The 19,495-nt window shown below is 45.0% G+C and carries 17 protein-coding genes; 8 read left to right on the plus strand and 9 right to left on the minus strand.

Going from position 1 to position 19,495, the window contains the following annotated elements:
• Positions 1-35: 35 nt before the first annotated feature.
• Both MVI27_RS06970 and MVI27_RS06975 read right to left on the minus strand, forming a co-directional pair.
• Positions 36-815 (minus strand): hypothetical protein, encoded by a 780-nt coding sequence (locus MVI27_RS06970; protein WP_246960090.1) that lies wholly within the window; start codon positions 813-815, stop codon positions 36-38.
• A gap of 3 nt (positions 816-818) precedes the next feature.
• Positions 819-1,844 carry a glutaminyl-peptide cyclotransferase gene (locus tag MVI27_RS06975; protein ID WP_246960091.1) on the minus strand — a complete coding sequence of 342 codons (1,026 nt, stop codon included), beginning with the start codon at positions 1,842-1,844 and terminating at the stop codon, positions 819-821.
• A gap of 100 nt (positions 1,845-1,944) precedes the next feature.
• Between MVI27_RS06975 and MVI27_RS06980 the strand changes: the two genes are divergently transcribed.
• On the plus strand, positions 1,945-3,558 hold the full coding sequence (locus MVI27_RS06980) for a M1 family metallopeptidase (RefSeq protein ID WP_246960092.1): 1,614 nt from the start codon (positions 1,945-1,947) through the stop codon (positions 3,556-3,558).
• A gap of 20 nt (positions 3,559-3,578) precedes the next feature.
• Here MVI27_RS06980 and MVI27_RS06985 read toward each other — a convergent pair whose 3' ends face one another.
• Positions 3,579-4,745, minus strand: a complete 1,167-nt coding sequence (locus tag MVI27_RS06985) for a sensor histidine kinase (protein WP_246960093.1) — start codon at positions 4,743-4,745, stop codon at positions 3,579-3,581.
• The gene (gene dacB, locus MVI27_RS06990; RefSeq protein ID WP_246960094.1) at positions 4,746-6,119 is read right to left on the minus strand and encodes a D-alanyl-D-alanine carboxypeptidase/D-alanyl-D-alanine endopeptidase; all 1,374 of its coding nucleotides are present in this window, start codon (positions 6,117-6,119) and stop codon (positions 4,746-4,748) included.
• Between the two features lie 177 nt (positions 6,120-6,296).
• Between dacB and MVI27_RS06995 the strand changes: the two genes are divergently transcribed.
• Together MVI27_RS06995 and nhaA are read left to right on the plus strand one after the other, a co-directional pair.
• The gene (locus MVI27_RS06995; RefSeq protein WP_246960095.1) at positions 6,297-8,501 is read left to right on the plus strand and encodes a RelA/SpoT family protein; all 2,205 of its coding nucleotides are present in this window, start codon (positions 6,297-6,299) and stop codon (positions 8,499-8,501) included.
• Positions 8,502-8,510: 9 nt separating this feature from the next.
• Entirely contained in the window at positions 8,511-9,692 is a 1,182-nt protein-coding gene (gene nhaA / locus MVI27_RS07000) for a Na+/H+ antiporter NhaA (protein WP_246960096.1), read from the plus strand.
• Here the strand turns inward: nhaA and MVI27_RS07005 are convergent.
• On the minus strand, positions 9,689-10,681 hold the full coding sequence (locus MVI27_RS07005) for a YihY/virulence factor BrkB family protein (RefSeq protein ID WP_246960097.1): 993 nt from the start codon (positions 10,679-10,681) through the stop codon (positions 9,689-9,691). The genes nhaA and MVI27_RS07005 overlap by 4 nt on opposite strands.
• Positions 10,682-10,710: 29 nt before the next feature.
• Between MVI27_RS07005 and MVI27_RS07010 the strand changes: the two genes are divergently transcribed.
• From MVI27_RS07010 to MVI27_RS07025, 4 genes are read left to right on the plus strand one after another with little or no spacing between them, the layout of a single operon-like run.
• Complete coding sequence (locus tag MVI27_RS07010) at positions 10,711-11,184, plus strand: 23S rRNA (pseudouridine(1915)-N(3))-methyltransferase RlmH (protein ID WP_246960098.1); 474 nt, start codon at positions 10,711-10,713, stop codon at positions 11,182-11,184.
• 57 nt (positions 11,185-11,241) lie between these two features.
• Positions 11,242-12,909, plus strand: a complete 1,668-nt coding sequence (locus MVI27_RS07015) for an ABC1 kinase family protein (protein WP_246960099.1) — start codon at positions 11,242-11,244, stop codon at positions 12,907-12,909.
• A 44-nt stretch (positions 12,910-12,953) separates the two neighbouring features.
• Positions 12,954-13,739 (plus strand): HipA family kinase, encoded by a 786-nt coding sequence (locus tag MVI27_RS07020; RefSeq protein ID WP_246960100.1) that lies wholly within the window; start codon positions 12,954-12,956, stop codon positions 13,737-13,739.
• Positions 13,720-14,100, plus strand: a complete 381-nt coding sequence (locus MVI27_RS07025; protein ID WP_246960101.1) for a DUF3037 domain-containing protein — start codon at positions 13,720-13,722, stop codon at positions 14,098-14,100. Before MVI27_RS07020 ends, MVI27_RS07025 begins: the two co-directional genes overlap by 20 nt.
• A gap of 1 nt (position 14,101) precedes the next feature.
• Here MVI27_RS07025 and MVI27_RS07030 read toward each other — a convergent pair whose 3' ends face one another.
• Positions 14,102-16,432, minus strand: coding sequence for an ATP-dependent helicase (locus MVI27_RS07030; RefSeq protein ID WP_246960102.1), 2,331 nt, complete (start codon positions 16,430-16,432; stop codon positions 14,102-14,104).
• Positions 16,433-16,696: 264 nt separating this feature from the next.
• On the opposite strand from MVI27_RS07030, the gene secG reads away from it, so the two are divergent.
• Positions 16,697-17,050, plus strand: a complete 354-nt coding sequence (gene secG, locus MVI27_RS07035) for a preprotein translocase subunit SecG (RefSeq protein ID WP_246960103.1) — start codon at positions 16,697-16,699, stop codon at positions 17,048-17,050.
• A 36-nt stretch (positions 17,051-17,086) separates the two neighbouring features.
• On the opposite strand, the gene MVI27_RS07040 is transcribed toward secG, so the two are convergent.
• The 3 genes from MVI27_RS07040 to recR are packed head-to-tail and all read right to left on the minus strand — an operon-like array spanning position 17,087 to position 19,363.
• Positions 17,087-17,926, minus strand: coding sequence for a glycosyltransferase family 2 protein (locus MVI27_RS07040; protein WP_246960104.1), 840 nt, complete (start codon positions 17,924-17,926; stop codon positions 17,087-17,089).
• Positions 17,923-18,747: a glycosyltransferase family 2 protein gene (locus MVI27_RS07045; RefSeq protein ID WP_246960105.1), complete on the minus strand. Its 825-nt coding sequence runs from the start codon at positions 18,745-18,747 to the stop codon at positions 17,923-17,925. Before MVI27_RS07045 ends, MVI27_RS07040 begins: the two co-directional genes overlap by 4 nt.
• A gap of 4 nt (positions 18,748-18,751) precedes the next feature.
• Positions 18,752-19,363, minus strand: coding sequence for a recombination mediator RecR (recR, locus tag MVI27_RS07050; RefSeq protein WP_246960106.1), 612 nt, complete (start codon positions 19,361-19,363; stop codon positions 18,752-18,754).
• Positions 19,364-19,495: the final 132 nt, after the last annotated feature.

Genomic DNA, 19,495 nt, shown 5'->3' on the forward strand with positions numbered 1-19,495 from the left:
ATTTAAATGAAAAGTTGTACTGACTGCGGAAACAGTTATTTCACTGCTTCTTTTTTCAGCGGGTAAAGATAGAGTTTGTCCTCAGTCATTCCCAAATAGCCGGTCGAGTTTTTATCCACAAAGCGGCATTGCGGGCACGTGAAGGTAATTTGCAGGAGATCATCGCTCAGTTGCAAAACAGCCTGATCAGTCAGCACAAAAATGGTTTTATTTTCTCGTCGCAGGCGTCTTGCATTTTCCACCAGAATTTGTTTTAAAAGCTGGCCGCGTAGGTTGTACACCTGCAGTGCGTTTTTTGTCAGCAAAAATATTTCCCGCCGGTAGATTAGGAAATCATTCACTTCTGCAAATGAAATGGGAAAGGGAATTTCCTGCAGGATTTGATCTTCCCGGTAATTGTATTGGATCAGGCGCTGCCTGCTTTCTTCCAGCAACCAGGCTTCCTGCAAATCTTCCACAAACACCGCGCGGATAAAACCTAGCGTTAGCGGAAATTTAATTTTTTCAGTGACGGCCAGCCGCGCATCCAAAAAAGACAGTTCCTGCAAATTTTGTGAAAAGGCCGGATAACGCAGGCTGTTCTGTACGGACGGTATCCGAAACGGATGCCGGAACCCGATGGTGGCAACCGGCAATCCGGCGGCGTCATACTTTGTAAAACTTTGTTTTTGTGAATTATAAAGGAGAAAATAACCCAGATCATCGATTTGAACATCTGATATATCCTTCCATACCACGGTATCGGCCGGAACGATCTGTTGCTGTCCGTACACCATACTGCATAACAACAGAAAAAAGACAGACAGCTTTTTCACGAATTATTTTAAAATTTTAACCTCGTATATCGCCGGCCAGTTTTTGCCGGTGATCAGCATGTTCTCACCTTTGAAAGCAATGCCATTCAATACATCATCATTTCCGGTGGTATGCTTGCGCGCGATTTCACTAAAATCAAATTTTGCCACTACTTCACCGTTTTCGGGATTAATTTTAATGACAATCGGTTTCTGCCAAACATTGGCATAGATGAATCCGTCTTTATATTCCAGTTCGTTCAACTGGTCGTATGCTTCGGATTTTCCTGCTACTGAGAAATGCCTTACCATTTCTGAAGGATTGTCCACTTTTAAATAATAAATATTTTTGGTTCCATCTGAGGCAATTAAATGCTTTCCGTCATACGTAAGGCCCCAGCCCTCGCCCATCACATTCGGATAGTCGAATTCGCTGAGCAGCTTGAGTGAATTTTTATCATAAATAAACCCTTTTTTATTCTGCCAGGTCAGCTGGTAAATTTTATCCCCCACGATGGTGCAGCCTTCCGAGAAAACATCGGCTGTCTGCTCAGTTTCCACCACGGGTTTGGTGGTTCCCAGCTGATATTTCATAATTCTTGACTTCCCAAACTGGCCGTCTGATTCATAAATCATATTGCCTTCCAACTCAAATCCCTGTACAAAATATTGAGGATCGTGCGGATATTCAGCCACAATTTCATATTTCAGTAAAACTTCGGCATTGCGCGCGAATACATTGATGGTCGCATCCTGCGTCAGTTCTTCTCCATTCTTCTTTTTAACCACAAACGTGACCGCATTATCGCCCAGCGTATAGAAAGCCGGATCGATTACCAAGCTGGTTGTTTCTTTATCACCGAAACTGATGGTAATGGTCTCTGCATTATCTGTCACCTTTTTAGGCAGTTTGAGGGTATCACCGAAATGGTATCCCTGGCTTTCCATGGATGCATTGTATTCATAAAGGGAATCCAGGACCTGCTGGTCTTTGTTACAGGAGATCGCGAACAAGAAAAGGCACGCAACGGCAAAATGTCTGACTTTCATCAACGTAAAAATTTTCGTAAAAATACTATAATTTATTCACCTGCTGTGTATCATCCGGCTGTGCGGAAACTTCTATCTTTGCGGGTATACTTCTTCTATTATGAAAAAAACGCTGCTGACACTCGCTTTGATTCCGGTAATTTTTAGTGCACAAACTTTCACGAAAGCGGATACGCTGAAAGGTTCTAATATCGTGTACCGCAATTTTTGGGATGTGCAGAAATATGAAATTGAAGTTGAACCGCAGTTTGAAACCAAAACACTCCGCGGCAGCAATACCATTTCTTTTAAACTCTTGAAAGATGTGCAAAAGCCTGTTTTTCAGATTGATTTGCAGCAGCCAATGAATTTCAGCTTAGCACAAGCAGATCAGAAAAAATACACTACCCGCCGCGACGGTGATTTTATCTTCCTGCAATCAAACACTGACTACCGCGCAGGCGAAACAGCCTCTTTCACAATTTATTTTGAAGGCAAACCCACCGAAGCTAAGAATGCTCCCTGGGATGGCGGCTGGGTGTGGAAAAAAGATACCGAGGGCAATCCGTGGATGTCCGTAGCACAGGAAGGAATTGGTACCTCGGTGTGGTTACCGCTTAAAGACCTTTGGAGCGATGAGCCCGATCAGGGCATGGTCATGTCGATTATTACCGCGCCGGAACTTACGGGTGTTGGAAATGGTCGGCTGATCCGGCAGGAGAAAATCAATGGCAAAAACAAATTTACCTGGCAAGTCACCAATCCTATTAATGCGTACTCTATCGTTCCGAACGTAGGAAAGTATGTTCACTTCGGCGAGCAGTTTTCAGGCGAAAAGGGGACACTCGATCTGGACTATTGGGTGCTGGAAGAAAATCTGGGAAAAGCGAAAAAGCAGTTTACGCAGGTAAAACCGATGCTCGCTGCCTTTGAGTACTGGTTCGGGCCGTATCCATTTTATGAAGATTCCTATAAATTGATCGAAACGCCGTATCTCGGCATGGAGCATCAAAGTGGCGTTGGGTACGGCAATGGCTATGCGAACGGTTACCTGGGCCGGGACTTATCGGGTACCGGTGTGGGGCTGAACTGGGACTTTATCATTGTTCACGAAAGCGGTCATGAATGGTTTGCCAATAACATAACAGCTCAGGACAAGGCAGATATGTGGATCCACGAAAGTTTCACCAATTACAGTGAAACGCTGTTTACCGAAAGATATATGAACAAACAGGCCGGCAGCACCTATGTGCAGGGAATCCGGCAAAATATTAAGAACGACAAAACGATTATCGGACCCTACGGCGTTGCGAAATCCGGCAGCGGAGACATGTATTATAAAGGCGCAAATATGCTGCATACCATTCGCCAGGTAATCAATAATGATGAAAAGTTCCGGCAAATCCTGCGCGGGCTGAACAAAACGTTTTATCACCAGACGGTTACTTCAAAACAAGTGGAGGATTATATTTCCCGGGCAGCTGGTTTTGATTTTTCCACGGTGTTTGATCAATATCTGCGCACGGTACAAATCCCGGTACTGGAATACAAACAAAAAGGACGAAAACTGCAGTATCGCTACCAGAACACAGTTCCCAATTTGCATTTGCCGGTACGACCGGCAAATGCTGATATCACTTTACATCCGACGGAAAATTGGCAAACAGTAAAACTGAAAAGTAAAGCACCAGTTCAGTTCAGCGCAGAATATTATATTAACTACATGGAAAAGTAATAATAGCTGCTGGACTGCGGTCAGCTATTTCGCATGGTGATTCTGAAGGTCGTTCCGTGCCCCGGAGCGGTAGCCGCAATTTTAATATCTCCTTTATGATATTCCCGGATCACGCGTTTCGCCAAAGATAAGCCCAGGCCCCACCCTCTTTTTTTGGTGGAGTACCCGGCCCGGAACGCATTTCGTGCCTGGGTGCGTGTCATGCCCGATCCGGAATCTTTAATATTAATGACAATATTGCGGTGTTTTTCATACAGTTCAATCTCGAGCCGGCCTTCACCGCGCATGGCATCCACGGCGTTTTTCACCATGTTTTCGATCACCCAGCTGAGCAGGATCCGGTTATGCGGCACAAGCAACTGCTCGCGCGGCAGGAGGAGCATAAAATGAACTTTTTTGGATATTCGTGATTTCAGATAATCGTAATTGAGCTGAATGGTTTCATTGATATTCAAGTCATTAAGTTCCGGCACAGAACCTATTTTTGAGAATCTTTCGCTGATGGTTTTTAGCCTGTTAATGTCGTTTTCGATTTCGCGAACGCCTTCGCTGTTTTCGTTTTCCAGCCGTAAAATTTCGATCCAGCCAATCATCGACGAAAGCGGCGTTCCGATCTGGTGCGCTGTTTCTTTGGCCAGTCCGGCCCACACGTAGCCTTCATCCGTTTTTTTAATAGTGCGCAAAAACCAGAAAGAAAAAGACACATACGCCACAATCAATAAACCCAGCAGATACGGTGAATAACGCAAATTGTTCAACAGATCCGAGTTGGTGTAATACACGTATTGGTTATTTCCGTCGGGCATTTGCAGTTCGATGGGTTTGTAGGAACTTTCCATTTTCTGCAGCAGTATTTTCAGGCGCTCCGGATCCTGCTGAATATATTCCGGAATATTCACCTGGAAATCCGGACCCAGCGGCTTTTTGTTTTTATCGGTGATGATGACCGGTACCGTCGTATTTGCTTTGTTAATCTGCAGAATCAGATCCAGCGTTTTCGGATCTTCGAGCATTTCTTCCTGCTGATATTTCATTGCCGTGGCAAACAGTTCGATCCGGTTAATTTCTTCCTTCCGAAGATAATCGATTACCATGACCGAGGCCACCACCAGCGCACCTACGGCGGTGGTCAGCAGCAGGTAAATAATCCAGTTGTTGAGTTTAGACAGGAAGCTGGCCGCTTTCATTTATTTTAAATTATTCAGGATTTGGTAGAGTGCATCACTGCTGTTGCTGCCCTGGTAATTATTAATGATAATTGCAAAAGTGTATTGCTCTCCGGATTTAGAGGTGTGATAGCCGGCGAAGGATTTGGTGTTTTTCATGGTGCCGCTTTTCATCTTCATTCCATTTCCCTGAACCGGCAGGGATTCCAGGAAAATTGGATACCAGCTTTGTTTTTGCGACCATTGGAGCGCCTGTACTTCCGCTTTGGCGGACACGTAATTTTGTGGACTCAGCCCGCTGCCATCAGCAAAATTGAGCATCACCGAGCTGATACCCTTATTGGTCCAGAATTTTTTAAGGTAATCTACACCGACGGAAAAACTCCCTTCGTTCTTTTTTTCTTTTGCTAAAGTTTTCACGAAGGTCTCTCCGTATAAATTAATGCTTTTTCGCATAAACCAGTACACCATTTTTTCCAGGGTTGGGGAATAATATTTCAATATCTCTGTTCTTGAGCCGGCCGGAATAGATGTGCCGGCACTGCGTGCTTCGGAGGCGGAAGTAATAGTTCCCGAAAAGCTGATTCCGGCTTGCTGCATCCAGTCTTTCAATTCGTAGCCAAGGGACAGAGGTGGATTTGGCGTTGCACCCGAAACGGTGATGCTTTTTGCAGGCAGTTTTCCATTGATATGGGCTACCGGACTGTGCGGCGCCGTAAAAATCAGGCTTTGATCATAATTTCCGCTTACCTCCACATCGTTCACCCATTGCACGCCGGGTAAAGGAATGTTAATGCTTTTAATTTCACCTCGAGTCAGCTGCACATCAAACTGGTTCTCTCTCCAGTTGACGCCCCAAACGCCGGCGCCGTAGTAGTTCCCGATATCATTCCACGGCCATCCGCCGGGCACCGTCTGGAAATCAAAATAAGAATCATCGATAATCAGATCACCGGTAATCTCTTTAATGTTTTTTTGTTTCAGCGATGCAATAATATCTTTTTTAAAATCTTCCGGTTTAAATCCGGTGTAGCGCCAGCTCCCGAGCGTGGGATCTCCGGTGGAAAAAAGATATAAGTTTCCTTTCAGAACTTCATTGGACAGATTTCCTGAATATGACAAAGTGGTAAAATAGCGGTATTCCGGTCCCAGTTCTTCCAGCACTGCCGCAGCCGTAAAGATCTTTTGTGTGGAAGCCGTGCTTAAACCTATATTGGGCTGATATTCGTAAATGATTTTGCCATTCTTATCTGCAACATATAAAGAGAGGCTGGCAGACTGTGCCACAGAATTGCTGAGAAGTTTGTGTACAGCTGCGTCGAGTTTCTGAGAAACAGTTTGCGCGTGCCATGTTACGGTTGTGAAAAATACCAGAAGCAGCATTTTATATTTCATATGGATAGATTGTGTTTTCAAATATACACATTATCGTTTTTTCGGGCGTCCGGACTTGGTTTTTGAAGCAGGAAACATAAGATAAAATAATCACCGCAAACCGTTGCTGACATCAATCGGCAAAGCTTTTGAACTGCCATATTTTTCGTATTTTGCAAGACCTAAATGTCGTTGAGTATGGCTTATGATTTAGAACAGGAAAACAAAGAAATCCTGGCGCGGTATAAAGATTTAATTTCCAATACCTACCGCAAGCTTGATGAGGACCAAAACAAAGTAATCCGAAAGGCTTTTGATATTGCGCTGGATGCCCACAAGGATCAGCGTCGCAAAACGGGTGAACCTTACATCTACCATCCGATTGAAGTGGCAAAAATTGTCGCTAATGAAATCGGTTTGGGAGCAACCTCCATTGCCTGTGCCCTGCTTCACGACGTGATTGAAGATTCAGATTATACCTACGAAGATTTAAAGAAAATCTTTGGTCAGAAAATCGCGGATATTGTCAACGGACTCACCAAGATTTCGGTGATGAACCACCAGAATATCTCCATTCAGTCTGAAAACTATCGGAAGTTGCTACTCACTTTATCTACCGATTTTCGGGTGATTTTAATAAAAATTGCGGACCGCCTGCACAATATGCGCACACTGGACAGCATGCGCCCGGATAAACAGAAGAAGATCGCCAGCGAAACAGTTTATATTTATGCGCCACTCGCCCACCGTCTGGGTCTGTATAATATAAAATCAGAACTGGAAGATTTAAGCTTAAAGTTTAATAATCCGGATGTCTACAACGACATATCTGAAAAACTGGAACTTGCCAAGGAAAACCGGGAAAAATACATTGAAGAGTTTAAGAAGGAAGTTTCAGAACAATTATCAGCCGAAGGTTTAAACTTCTCCATCAAGGGCCGGGCAAAAGCGGTTTCCTCGATTTACCGGAAAATGCTGAAGCAAGGCGTAACCTTCGAGGAAGTTTTTGATAATTACGCCATCCGGATCATATATAAATCAGATGCCAAGAACGAGAAATTCCTGGCCTGGAAAATTTATTCCATCGTAACCGATTTATACCACAGCAATCCGCACCGCATGCGCGACTGGATTTCGCAACCGCGTTCCACCGGATATGAAAGTTTGCACCTGACCATACTCGGCCCGGATAAAAAATGGATTGAAGTACAGATCCGTTCCGAGCGAATGGATGATATCGCCGAGAAAGGCGTCGCGGCACACTATAAATACAAAGAAGGCTACCGCCAAAATTCCGATGACCGCAACTTTGAGCGCTGGGTAACGGAAATCCGTGAAGTGCTGGAAAACCAGCAGTCGCTGAGCACCACCGAATTGCTGGATGACATTAAACTTAACCTCTACTCCAAAGAAGTTTTTGTTTTCACACCGAAGGGAGAAATTAAAATTTTGCCGATCGGCTCCACCGCGCTGGATTTTGCCTTTTCGGTACACTCTGATCTGGGCAGCAAGTGTCTGGGTGCCAAAGTAAACGGCAAACTGGTTCCGATTTCATATGTTTTACGAAACGGCGATCAGGTCGACATTTTATCTTCCCAAAATCAAAAGCCAAAACCGGACTGGCTGGAATTCGTGGTGACTTCCAAAGCCAAATCTAAAATCAAGGCGATTTTAAACTCCGAAAAAAATGCGCTTACCGAAGAAGGCAAGGAAATTCTGCAGCGAAAAATGCGTCATGCTAAGATCAATTACAATGACGACGAGATCAATAAGATGCAGAAATTCTTCGGCCTGAAAACCTCGCAGGAATTATTCCTGAAGTTCCAGAGCGGACAGCTGGATGCCAGTGACGTGAAAAAGTACACCGAAGGCAAAGGTCTTTTCAGCAATATTTTGCAGCGGCTGCGCAAGTCCTCTAACAAAAGCGATGTCTTCACTGAAACACCGGAAACCAATCTGAATATGATTGTCTTCGGTAAAGATGAAGAAAAGATGAATTATTCTTTTGCTAAGTGCTGCACCGTAATTCCGGGCGACAAAATTTTCGGTTTCATTACCATTTCCGACGGAATCAAAGTCCACAATGACAACTGCCCGAATGCCATCAACCTGCGTGCACAATACGATTACCGCGTGCTTCCGGCCAAATGGGTAAACGAAGAAAGCTTCCGCAACCGTATTAAAATCGAGATCGAAGGCCTGGACCGCATGGGAATGATTAATGACATCACCGCAGTCATTAGTAATACCATGAGTATGGATATGAAAAGTATGTCCATTGAATCCAATAACGGTATTTTCCTCGGCAACATTAACCTCGAAGTGAAGAACCGCAGCCAGCTCGAAGAAACCTTTAAGCAACTTAAAAACATCAACGGCGTGTCACGCGTCAAAAGACTTTAAATATAATCAATGTCGCCTATTTCCCGCTACTTTAAAAAATTTCTGCACAGTTCCCAATCGTCCGGTTTCCTGCTTATCTTCTGCGTACTCGTTTCGCTAATGATCGCCAATTCATCAGCCGGGCCTGCTTTTCAGCAATTGCTGGACACCCAACTCGGAACAGATTTTATGCACCTGCGCTATCCCGTCGGGATCTGGATTAATGACGGCCTGATGGCGATTTTCTTCCTGCTCGTAGGTTTGGAAATAAAGCGTGAAATCATTGAGGGTGAGCTTTCCAGCCTTAAATCCGCTTCTTTGCCGATTATTGCAGCCATCGGCGGAATGCTTGTTCCTGCAGTAATTTACCTCGCTTTTAATAACCATACGGAATATGAACACGGCTGGGCGATCCCTATGGCAACGGATATTGCGTTTTCGCTGGCCATTATTTCCATGCTGGGGAAACGTGCGCCTTTATCCTTAAAAATCTTTCTGGCGGCTCTCGCCATTGTGGATGATCTGGGTGCCATTCTCGTCATTGCTATTTTTTATACCGATCAACTGCAGTGGGTTTACCTGGCGGTCAGCGCGGCGATTGTGGCTTTGCTGGTGGTCTTCAATAAAATAGGCGTCACGAGGAAATACATGTATGTGCTGCCGGGGATCGTACTTTGGTATTGCATGCATCACTCCGGCATTCACGCAACTATTGCGGGCGTGCTGCTGGCTTTCACCATTCCGACCAATGAGTCGGCCGAAGTTCCCTCGCCGCTGGAAATCATGGAACAGAAGCTGCACCTGCCGGTGAACTTCCTTATCATGCCGCTTTTTGCTTTGGCAAATACCAATATTATGTTTAAAGAAGGAATGGTGGACGGTCTCTTTTCCAGCCTCGGTTACGGTGTTATACTTGGCTTGGTGCTGGGGAAAATCATCGGCATCAACCTTTTTTCCTGGATTTTTATAAAACTTAAAATAAGTACTTTACCGCAGGATACCTCCTGGTCTCAGATGATGGGCGCCGGCCTGCTCGCCGGGATTGGTTTCACGATGTCGATTTTCATATCCATTCTTTCCTTTAAAGGCAGAGTAGATATTCAGGACGAGGCGAAATTTGCCATTTTGGTAGCCTCGGCCATTTCTGGTTTTGCCGGTTATGTGCTTTTAAAATACATCGGAAAGAAAAGAGAAGCGGAAGCTGAGGATTAATCAGTCGTCAGCGAATCTCTGTCCGAGGGCAGTTTTTCATTAGCAGAAGAATAGGTACTGAGTTCGGTAGCAATCATTTCATCAGCAATCATTTTTTCGAGCCGTACTTTTTTAATGGCAATGTTGAGTTCGTTTCCCAACAGAATTAAAATGATATTTATATTAACCCAGATCATCACCAGAATAATACTGCCGATCGATCCGTACAGCACATTATACCGCGCAAAATTCCGGACATAAATCGCGAAAAAATAGGTAACGACCACGAAAAGAATGGTAGTTAAAATGGCGCCGGGCAGCGCCTGGCGAAAGGTGGTAATCTTCAGGCATCCCACCCAGTAAAACAGGGTCAGCAATATCAGGTAAAACAGCGGAAACGAAATAAACCCGATCATCTTCGATAAATTATCGACAAACCAGGAAATGCTAAACTGCGGTGTAAACAGTTTCAGCACAACTTCACTGTAATAAATCCCCAGCAGCGTTGCCAGAATTAAGGCGATAAAGGCAATCGTTATAACAAAAGCGACCAAATATTCCTTCACGGCACCGCGTTTGAGATTCGTATTCTGATTAAATCCGTTGATCAGCGAGTGGGTACCGTTTACCGCAAAAACCATGGCAAAAACAATAGTGATGTTGCTGATGTTTTTCATGTTCGGCAGAATAAACTCCTGAATATAACCCGAAACATCCTTTTGAATTCTGGACGGAAGAATATTGGTCATCAATACATCAAAAATGTAAAACTGCAACTTGTCATAATGCGGCAAATACGGCAGCAGCGATAGCATAAAAAGAATAAAAGGAAACAGGCTCAGGAAAAAGCTCCAGGAAATACTCGCAGCGCTGCGCCCGATCTGCATTTTAAAAACACCCTGACCGTACACCTCGAACATCTTCCAAAGAGAAATCCCTAAAAAAGGGATGTGAAGCTCATCGAGGAAGTTACGAATCCGTGTAAGAAAGGCGGGCGTGTTCAGGCGCATTCCGTTATATTTGCAAGCAAAGATAGGAAATGCGCATTAATCTGGTTTGTGTCGGTAAAACCGCCGACAGGGAAATTCAATCACTGATGGACTATTACATTAAACGGCTGCCGCGCGCCTGGAATTTTTCTTTTGTGGAAATCCCGGATGTACGGAATGCTAAAAACTTGTCGCCGGCACAGTTAAAGAAGGAAGAAGGCAAACTCATCCTCTCGCAACTGGAAGGATGTGACCAGATCATTCTTCTGGACGAAAACGGCGCTATGTGGACCAGCCGTGAACTGGCTGCTAAGATTGATCACTGGCAGGGAAATGCAGTGAAAAATGTCGCCTTCGTCATTGGTGGTGCGTATGGTTTTTCTGATGAAGTATATGCCGCGGCAAAGCAGAAATTATCGCTTTCCAAAATGACTTTCACCCACCAGATGATCCGGTTATTCTTCTCGGAACAATTGTACCGCGCCGACCAGATTTTGCAGGGCCGCCCGTATCACAATGATTAAGCGACGATTCGCATCTGTTGTGGTACATTTTTTTCTATCTTCCTGCGAAAATTACACATGGCGCTGGAGCAATTGGAATACTATTCCCGGTTTTTCGCATTCATTCTGAAATATTATAACAGCGGTGTGGTACAGTCAACCACCGACTCTGCGCTGAATGAACTGCAGGCGGAAAATGAGTACGACTTCAAGGAAACGCCGAAAGAACTCGTAGAGGATTTAAAAAGGATGGGTCCTACCTTCGTGAAGCTGGGCCAATTGCTGTCCACGCGCCCGGACCTTTTACCGGATCCGTATTTGGAAGCCTTGGCAGAACTGCAGGACGATGTAGAAACCATCAGCTACGAAGAAATCCAGGAGATATTTGAAGAAGAAATTGGGGTCCGTATTTCAAAGGCGTTTCAAAGTTTCGATAAGGAACCCTTGGCCAGCGCATCCATCGGGCAGGTCCACCGCGCAGTATTGCCGTCCGGACGCGAAGTGGTGGTTAAGGTGCAGCGTCCCGGCGTTCGCCAGCGGTTTCTCGAAGATTTGCAGACGCTGCAAAAAATGGCGGATCTTGCTGTTTCCTATTCCAAAAATGCGCGCAAATATGCACTGGACAGCATTGTGGAGGAAATGCGTTTTATTCTGGTCAATGAACTGGACTATGAAAAGGAGGCACAGCATCTCCGCTTACTTCGGACCAATCTGGAGCGTTTCGATCTGCTGATGATTCCGGATGCAGTTCCCGCCTATTCCACCGGCAAGGTGCTCACGATGGATTATATTTTTGGCAAAAAAATAACCTCGCTGGGCAACCTGCGAAAACTGGAAACTGATTTCTCGCCGCTGGTCGACCAACTGATTGAAGCCTATCTGCAGCAAATTATTGTTGACGGCTTTGCGCATGCAGACCCGCATCCGGGCAACATTCACCTCACGCCGAATAACAGGCTGGCTATTATGGATTTAGGCATGGTTGCTAAATTCAGTCCCCAACTGCGGGAAAAAATCACCAAACTTTTGATTTCCATTGGGCATAAAAATGGTGATGAAATGACGGACGCTTTGCTGGCGATGAGCGAATACGATCATGAGGATGAAGACGCTTTAGTACGCTTTCGCAAAAATCTGAACCGGCTGGTGCAGGAAAACCTTACCACTACCGCTGCCGATATGCAGACCGGACGCATTGTTTTGCAAATCAACCGTATTGCCGCCAATGAAGGAATTAAAGTCAACGTAGAATTGAATATTCTGGGAAAAATACTTTTAAATCTCGATCAGATTATTGCGGAACTTACGCCAAAATATGATATGCAGCAGGCCATTCGCCGCTTTACAGAAAAAGTGCTGCGCCAGAAAATGGCAGAATATCTGAAACCTGATGATCTGTATGGATTTATTTTGGACAATAAAAAATTCCTGGAGCATTTGCCCGGACGGCTGGACATCATTACCTCTAAACTTGCGGACGGTCAACTGGAAGTGAGAATTAATGCCTTTAATGAAAAACGCCTCACCGATGGTTTTCAAAAAGTAGCCAACAGGATTACGGCCGGCCTCGTTCTGGCAGCAATGATTATTGGCGCGGCGCTGCTCATGCGGGTTCCTTCCTCGTACTCTGTCCTAGGATATGGTTTATTACCATTTGTATTTTTTATAGTGGCCATTGGGCTGGGTCTTTTTCTGGTGTACAATATCCTGTTCAAGGATGAGAGTTTCCGGAATAAATCAAAGTAGTCCCGAACAATTTTCTCTAATTATATAAAATGTAATTTTGCTTTATGATAGATTTTTCGCTGCGCACCGTTAAGGTTCAACGCTATATTCTACCGCTTCGGGAAGGCGGCTCGTTACCGGCCCTGGCGGAGGCAGATGATGGTTTCACGTATGTTCTAAAATTTCGCGGTGCCGGGCACGGCGTGAAAATGCTGATCTCCGAATTGCTGGGCGGTTTAATCGCCAAAGCCCTGGAACTGCCGGTGCCCGAACTTGTTTTTGCGCAACTTAGTGAGGACTTCGGCCGTACGGAACCCGATGAGGAAATTCAGGATTTGCTGAAAGCATCACAGGGTTTGAATCTGGGCTTGCATTTCCTGTCCGGCGCGTTGGCCTACGACGGCATGCGCCAGGTAGATCCTTTGCTCGCCTCCAAAATCGTCTGGCTCGATGCCTTTACCACCAATATTGACCGTACTTTTAAAAACACCAATCTGCTTTGGTGGCATAAAGAACTATGGCTGATCGATCAGGGCGCTTCCTTTTATTTTCATCATTCCTGGGAAGATCTTGACCGTCACGCGAAAAGTACTTTCGCTTATATTAAAGATCATGTGCTGCTTCCGCAGGCAACGCTTCTCGACGAGGCAGATCGTTTCGGGCACGAAAAACTTACCTCTGAAATATTAAAAACCATTACCAATCAAATACCGGATGACTGGCTGCAGTGGGAAGACTCCCGCCAAACACCGGATGAACTGCGCCTTGCCTATTTCCATTTCCTGATGACAAGACTCGAACATTCCTCTAATTTCTTAAATCAAGCGAAAAATGCAGCAGCATCTTTATGAATATGCGGTGATTCGTTTTGTTCCGAAAGTGGAACGGGAGGAATTTTTAAACGTGGGACTTATTCTTTTTTGTAAAAGAAGCCGCTACCTGCGGGTACAGTATCAGATTTGTTCCGGGAAATTTACCGCGTTTCAGCCTTCGATTGAAGTAGGGGAACTGGAAGAAACCCTGGCTCATTTTCAGGCAATCGCTGCCGGCCGGAAAGAGGCCGGAAGGATCGGAATGCTCGATGTGCCGGAACGGTTCCGGTGGCTTACCGCTGTACGCAGTGCCACGGTGCAAACTTCCCGCCCGCACCCAGGAATCTGTAACCAGCTCGATGAAACCTTCGATCGCTTATTTCGGGAGCTGGTGCTGTAACTTAATCCAGTTTGGTAAGTTTCGCGAATTTCAGAATCAGGTTTTTTTCTCCTTCATGCTGAAATTTCACTTTGGCTTTAATGTTTTTAGGATCCGTACCGTCCAGGAAAGTGACCTCTCCTACCCCGAATCGGTCATGTCGCACGCGGTCACCCACTTCAATATCTTCCGACGAAGTACCGCTGGGATTAATGATTTTGGCCGTGGCTACCGGTTTTAGGTTTTGCGGCACCGGCACATCTTCATCGCGTTTCAGTGGTTTCTTTTCAGCTTTTTTGCGGAAAGAGCGTGGCTCAGCCGGTGTATCATCAAAAATACTGGAGCGCAAACCGGAGTGATTAATGAAACGGCTTTCGGTGGCAGGATTAATGAAATCGATATACTGCTCCTCTACTTCGCTCAAGAAACGGGACGGTTCTGCATCGGTAATTTTTCCCCATTGAAAGCGGGAAACCGCATAGGTAAAGTAGGCCTGCTTCTCGGCGCGGGTTAGTGCGACATAAAATAACCGCCGTTCCTCTTCCAGCTCTTCGCGGGTGGACGAACTCATAAAGCTCGGGAACAGGTTTTCTTCTAAACCTACGAGATACACAACCGGAAATTCCAGTCCTTTTGAAAGGTGAATCGTCATTAGAGACACCATATCACCATCTGCTTCCTTCTCTGCCTGGGTATCCGCGGACAGCGCAATATTTTCCAGGAAATTACTCAGCGACGGATCGCCGTCTTCGAGTTGCTGTTGTTCCTCGATGAAGCCCTGCATAGAGTTCATTAATTCCTGCACGTTTTCCACGCGCGAAATCCCCTCCGGCGTCTGGTCATCTTTCAGGAATTTAATTAAACCAGTGCGTTTGGCAGTTTCCATGGCCACATTATAGGCATTGTTCTCTTTCAGCATTACCTGCAAGGCTTTAATCATGGCCCAGAAATCACCGAGCTTGGTCAGAACCCCATTATTTAAGTTAAGGCGCGGCGCATAAAATCCTAAATTAGATAATACTTCAGCCACGGACACATTCTGCGAATCTGCAAAAACTGTGAGTTTATTCTGGGTCGTTTCACCGATGCCGCGCGCGGGATAATTGATAACCCGGCTTAAAGCTTCGCCATCATTTTCATTAATAAGCAAACGCAGGTACGCAATTAAATCCTTGACTTCTTTCCGCTGATAAAACGAAAGACCGCCAAAAACCCGATACGGAATATTTTTTCGCCGCAGCGCATCTTCAAAGGCGCGGGTCTGTGAATTGGTTCTGTATAAAATTGAAAAATCAGTAAACTTTCGCTGATTGGAGTTATGCTGTTCCCAGATGTTCGATGCTACAAAATTGGCCTCGTCTGCATCGGAAAGGGCACGGTACACTTTGATTTTTTCGCCTTCTTCATTTTCACTGAAGACGTTTTTCTTAAACTGCTGCACGTTTCGGGAAATCACCACATTGGCCGCATTAACAATATTCTGGGTGGACCGGTAGTTCTGTTCCAGTGACACTGATTCTGCTTCAGGGTAATCTTTTTTAAAGTTTAAGATATTATAGATATTCGCCCCACGGAAAGAATAAATTGACTGGGCATCATCTCCTACCACACAAATGTTTTCAAACTTGGAAGCCAAAGCTTTCACAATCAGGTACTGCGAATGATTGGTATCCTGGTACTCATCTACCAGAATATACCGGAAGCGGTCCTGATATTTTGCCAGCACTTCGGGGAAGCGTGTCAGGAGTTCATTGGTTCGGAGAAGCAGATCGTCAAAATCCATGGCCCCATTTTTAAAGCAGGCCTCCACATATTTCTGGTAAATGGTGCCGATATGTTTCATATTCGTGCGTTCATCCGCTTCAATGAGTTCAGGATTATTAAAGTAAGCTTTAACGGTAATCAAATTGTTCTTGTAGGTGGAAATCCGCGACAGTACTTTTTTAGGTTTATATAAATCTGAATCGAGTTTCAGATCTTTCAATACCTTTTTTAAAACATTAAGGGAATCCTGGGAATCATAAATCGTAAAGTTCGATGGAAAACCCAGATAATGTGCCTCGGAGCGCAGGATCCGCGCGAAGACCGAGTGGAAGGTTCCCATCCACAGCGAGCGGGCTTCACTCTGCCCTGCTACCTTAGCGATACGCTCCTTCATTTCCTTGGCGGCTTTGTTGGTAAAGGTAAGTGCCAGGATATTAAACGGATCTACCAGATTGTTGATGAGGTGCGCAATCCGCATGGTGAGGACGCGGGTTTTCCCCGAACCTGCGCCGGCAAGCACCATCAGTGGCCCTTCGAGTGTGGTTACGGCTTTATATTGTGCTTCATTCAATCCTTTTAAATAGTCCATCTTTCCCAATTTGATTCGCCGCAAAGATACAGATTTTCACGCCTTTCTGAAACCGCTGCAGTGCAGCCGTGGGTTGCTGAAACCACATGGATCGGCTGAGTTTGGTTATTAAAAATGAAGATTTTCACTCGTGATTATAAGCCCGAAAGCATATCCCTCTTTGAAACTTATAAATATTATAAAAGTAACGTGGGATTATCTTTCCTAAAAATCCTTAAAAAAGAATAAAAGTATTATATTTGCACCCTAAATTAGGCTACAATAATGAGTACAGTATTTACTTTATTTATGGTGCTGATCATGATCCTCAGTGTGTTACTGATCATCGTGGTCATGGCACAGAACCCGAAAGGCGGTGGTTTATCCGGAACTTTTGGCGGTACTTCTTCGGCACAGTTCGGTGTGCAGCGTACCAATGATTTCATGGAAAAATCAACCTGGACCCTGGGGATTCTGATTGTAGTGATGATTATCCTGAGCGTAGTCCTGACTGCAAATCCGGTTCAAAAGATTCAAACTGCACCCGCACAAATTGAAAAAGGTGCACCGCAAACAGCGCCTGCCACCAACAACCCTGGAACAGCACCGGTAGCTCCAGAGACGACGCCGGCTCCATAATCAGCAAAAGATATTTCAATAATACAGAACGTGCGTTTACCGCGCGTTCTTTTTTTGTTGCCATCGGGCCAGAAAATGCCGCGACTTTAAGCCTAAAGATAAAACGGTATGCAGTATTCTATTTGACCTGTAATATTTATTTACGAAGATCTGCATTGCACCATAAAAACGCTCGAGATAGACGTCGTCTTTTACGGTACATTCCCCTTTAATATGCAGCACCGAGGCTTTGCCGTAATACCAATTGGTGTAGCCGGCCTGCAGCAGCGTATAACAAAGGTCAATATCTTCCCCGTACATGAAGTATTGTTCATCCAAGCCGCCAATTGCGAGATACACCTCTTTTTGGGTGAGCAGAAACGCACCGGTAATCACTTCAACCGGCGCAACATCATACTCGCCAATGTCTGTACGATAGTATGAAGTTCTTTTTTGTTTGCCAATCAGAAAGAGTTTTTTAAAAGAGCTGAGCGGATCCGGTACGATCCTTTTACTTTCTGGCAGAAAATTCCCGTTCAGGTCATGCAGACGAACGCCCAGGCAGCCAAAATGATCCTGTGATTCGGCAAATGTAATCAGGTCTGCCATCGACTGATCTTCCAGCTCCGTATCAGGATTTAAAAGAAGGATGAATTCACCATTGGCCAATCTGGCAATGCGGTTGTTTGCTTTTGCAAAACCACCATTTTCTTCAGCAGCAATAAACTGAACGCGTGGAAATTGACTAATTAAACTTTTCCAGCTCTGATCGGGCGACAGATTATCGATCACGATCACTTCGTACGTAACTTCTGTAATATATTTTTCCAGAGAAAGCAGGCAGTTTCTCAGGACGCGGGTACCGTTATAGTTGACGATCAGTACGGACAACTTCATCTTCCTCTCCATAATAAATAGCGGTTACGCGACACTCTGAAAATATATTTTGCTGAAAAAAAGGCAGAATAAGCAATATACGACATCGGGCCGAGTTGCTTCGCTTCGTACAGTTCCTTCAGACTGCGCTGGAACCCTTTTTCCATTTCCGGTAGATTAGCAGAAAGTCCGGCCACACCGAAACTTCGTTTGCCGCTTCCGGCCAGAATAAGTTCTTCATCTAAAATGGCCATCTTTCCCTTCAGCGACATGCGCAGCCACAGATTTAAATCTTCTGCATGCCGTTGATCCTGGTTGAATATTCCGGTTTTCTGAATCAGAGTTTTTCTAAATATCACCGTTGACGGTTGCGCTTCATTCCTGAAAAGCAATTTTCTAAATGTAATCTTTGCCAGCTTGTTTACTTGACATTTATACGGAAAAAGCAATCGCTGACCTGTACGCCGGGCGGCAATAAAATCGAGGTGTTCGCTGTGAAAATAGTGCATCTGCTTTTCCGTTTTTTCTTGGAGCCATTCATCATCTGCATCCAGTAATGCGATATATTCGCCAGACGATCTCTCCATTCCTGCATTGCGTGCCGCGGACACTCCCTGATTCAACTGCTGCAAGATGATAAGATTGAATTCAGGATGCTGTGCTGCATATTTTTGTGCAACTTCCGCCGTATGATCAGTGGAGCCGTCATCAATTACAAATACTTCGAACTGAAAATGACCTGTTTGCTTACGCACAGAATCCAGTGCAGTTACCAGCGTTTCCTGCGCATTGTAGGCAGGAATAATAACAGAAATCAGGTCAGAAGCAGCGAGTGTATTCATTCCATCAATCTTTCTCGCTGTACGGCAACCGGTTTTGAATTGAGCGTCCCAGCGACAGTTCATCCGCATATTCCAGTTCATCGCCCACCGAGATTCCCCGGGCAATGGTAGAAAATTTGACCGGCGCATCCTTGAACTTTTTATAGATAAAATACGCCGTGGTATCGCCCTCCATAGTAGCGCTTAAAGCGAAGATGAGTTCGTTTACTTGTCCCTCTTGCAGCTTTTTTTCAATGGTTCCGATATTGAGTTTGTTAGGTCCGATTCCTTCCATCGGCGAAATTTTTCCACCAAGCACCAGATATTTACCACGGTATTTCCCGGTGTTTTCAATTGCCATCACATCACGCACATCCTCCACGATGCAGAGTTGCTCATCGCTTCTCTTTTCGCTGGCGCAAATGGTGCATACCGGCTGGTCCGAGAAGTTATGACATTCACGACAGTACTGAATATCATTCACCAGTTTTTTTAAAGATTCAGCCAGCGTTAATGCCTGACTTTCCGGCTGCTTCAGGAGATAGAGAGCGAGCCTGAGCGCCGATTTTTTTCCAATCCCGGGCAGCCCGGAAATCTCCTCTACTGCCTTTGCCAGGACTTTACTTGGGTACTCCATATTACAAAAATAAACTTAAAAAAAGGAAGCAGCAAGTCGCACTGTATTTATTATCTTTAAAAATTATTTCGCGGAAAAACGGCAATTAAACAGAAAATAAACGCCCTGAAATTTCTTAAAACGAAATATGAT

This window comes from Chryseobacterium salipaludis (genome assembly GCF_022968825.1).
In the GTDB taxonomy this organism is placed as follows: domain Bacteria; phylum Bacteroidota; class Bacteroidia; order Flavobacteriales; family Weeksellaceae; genus Kaistella; species Kaistella salipaludis.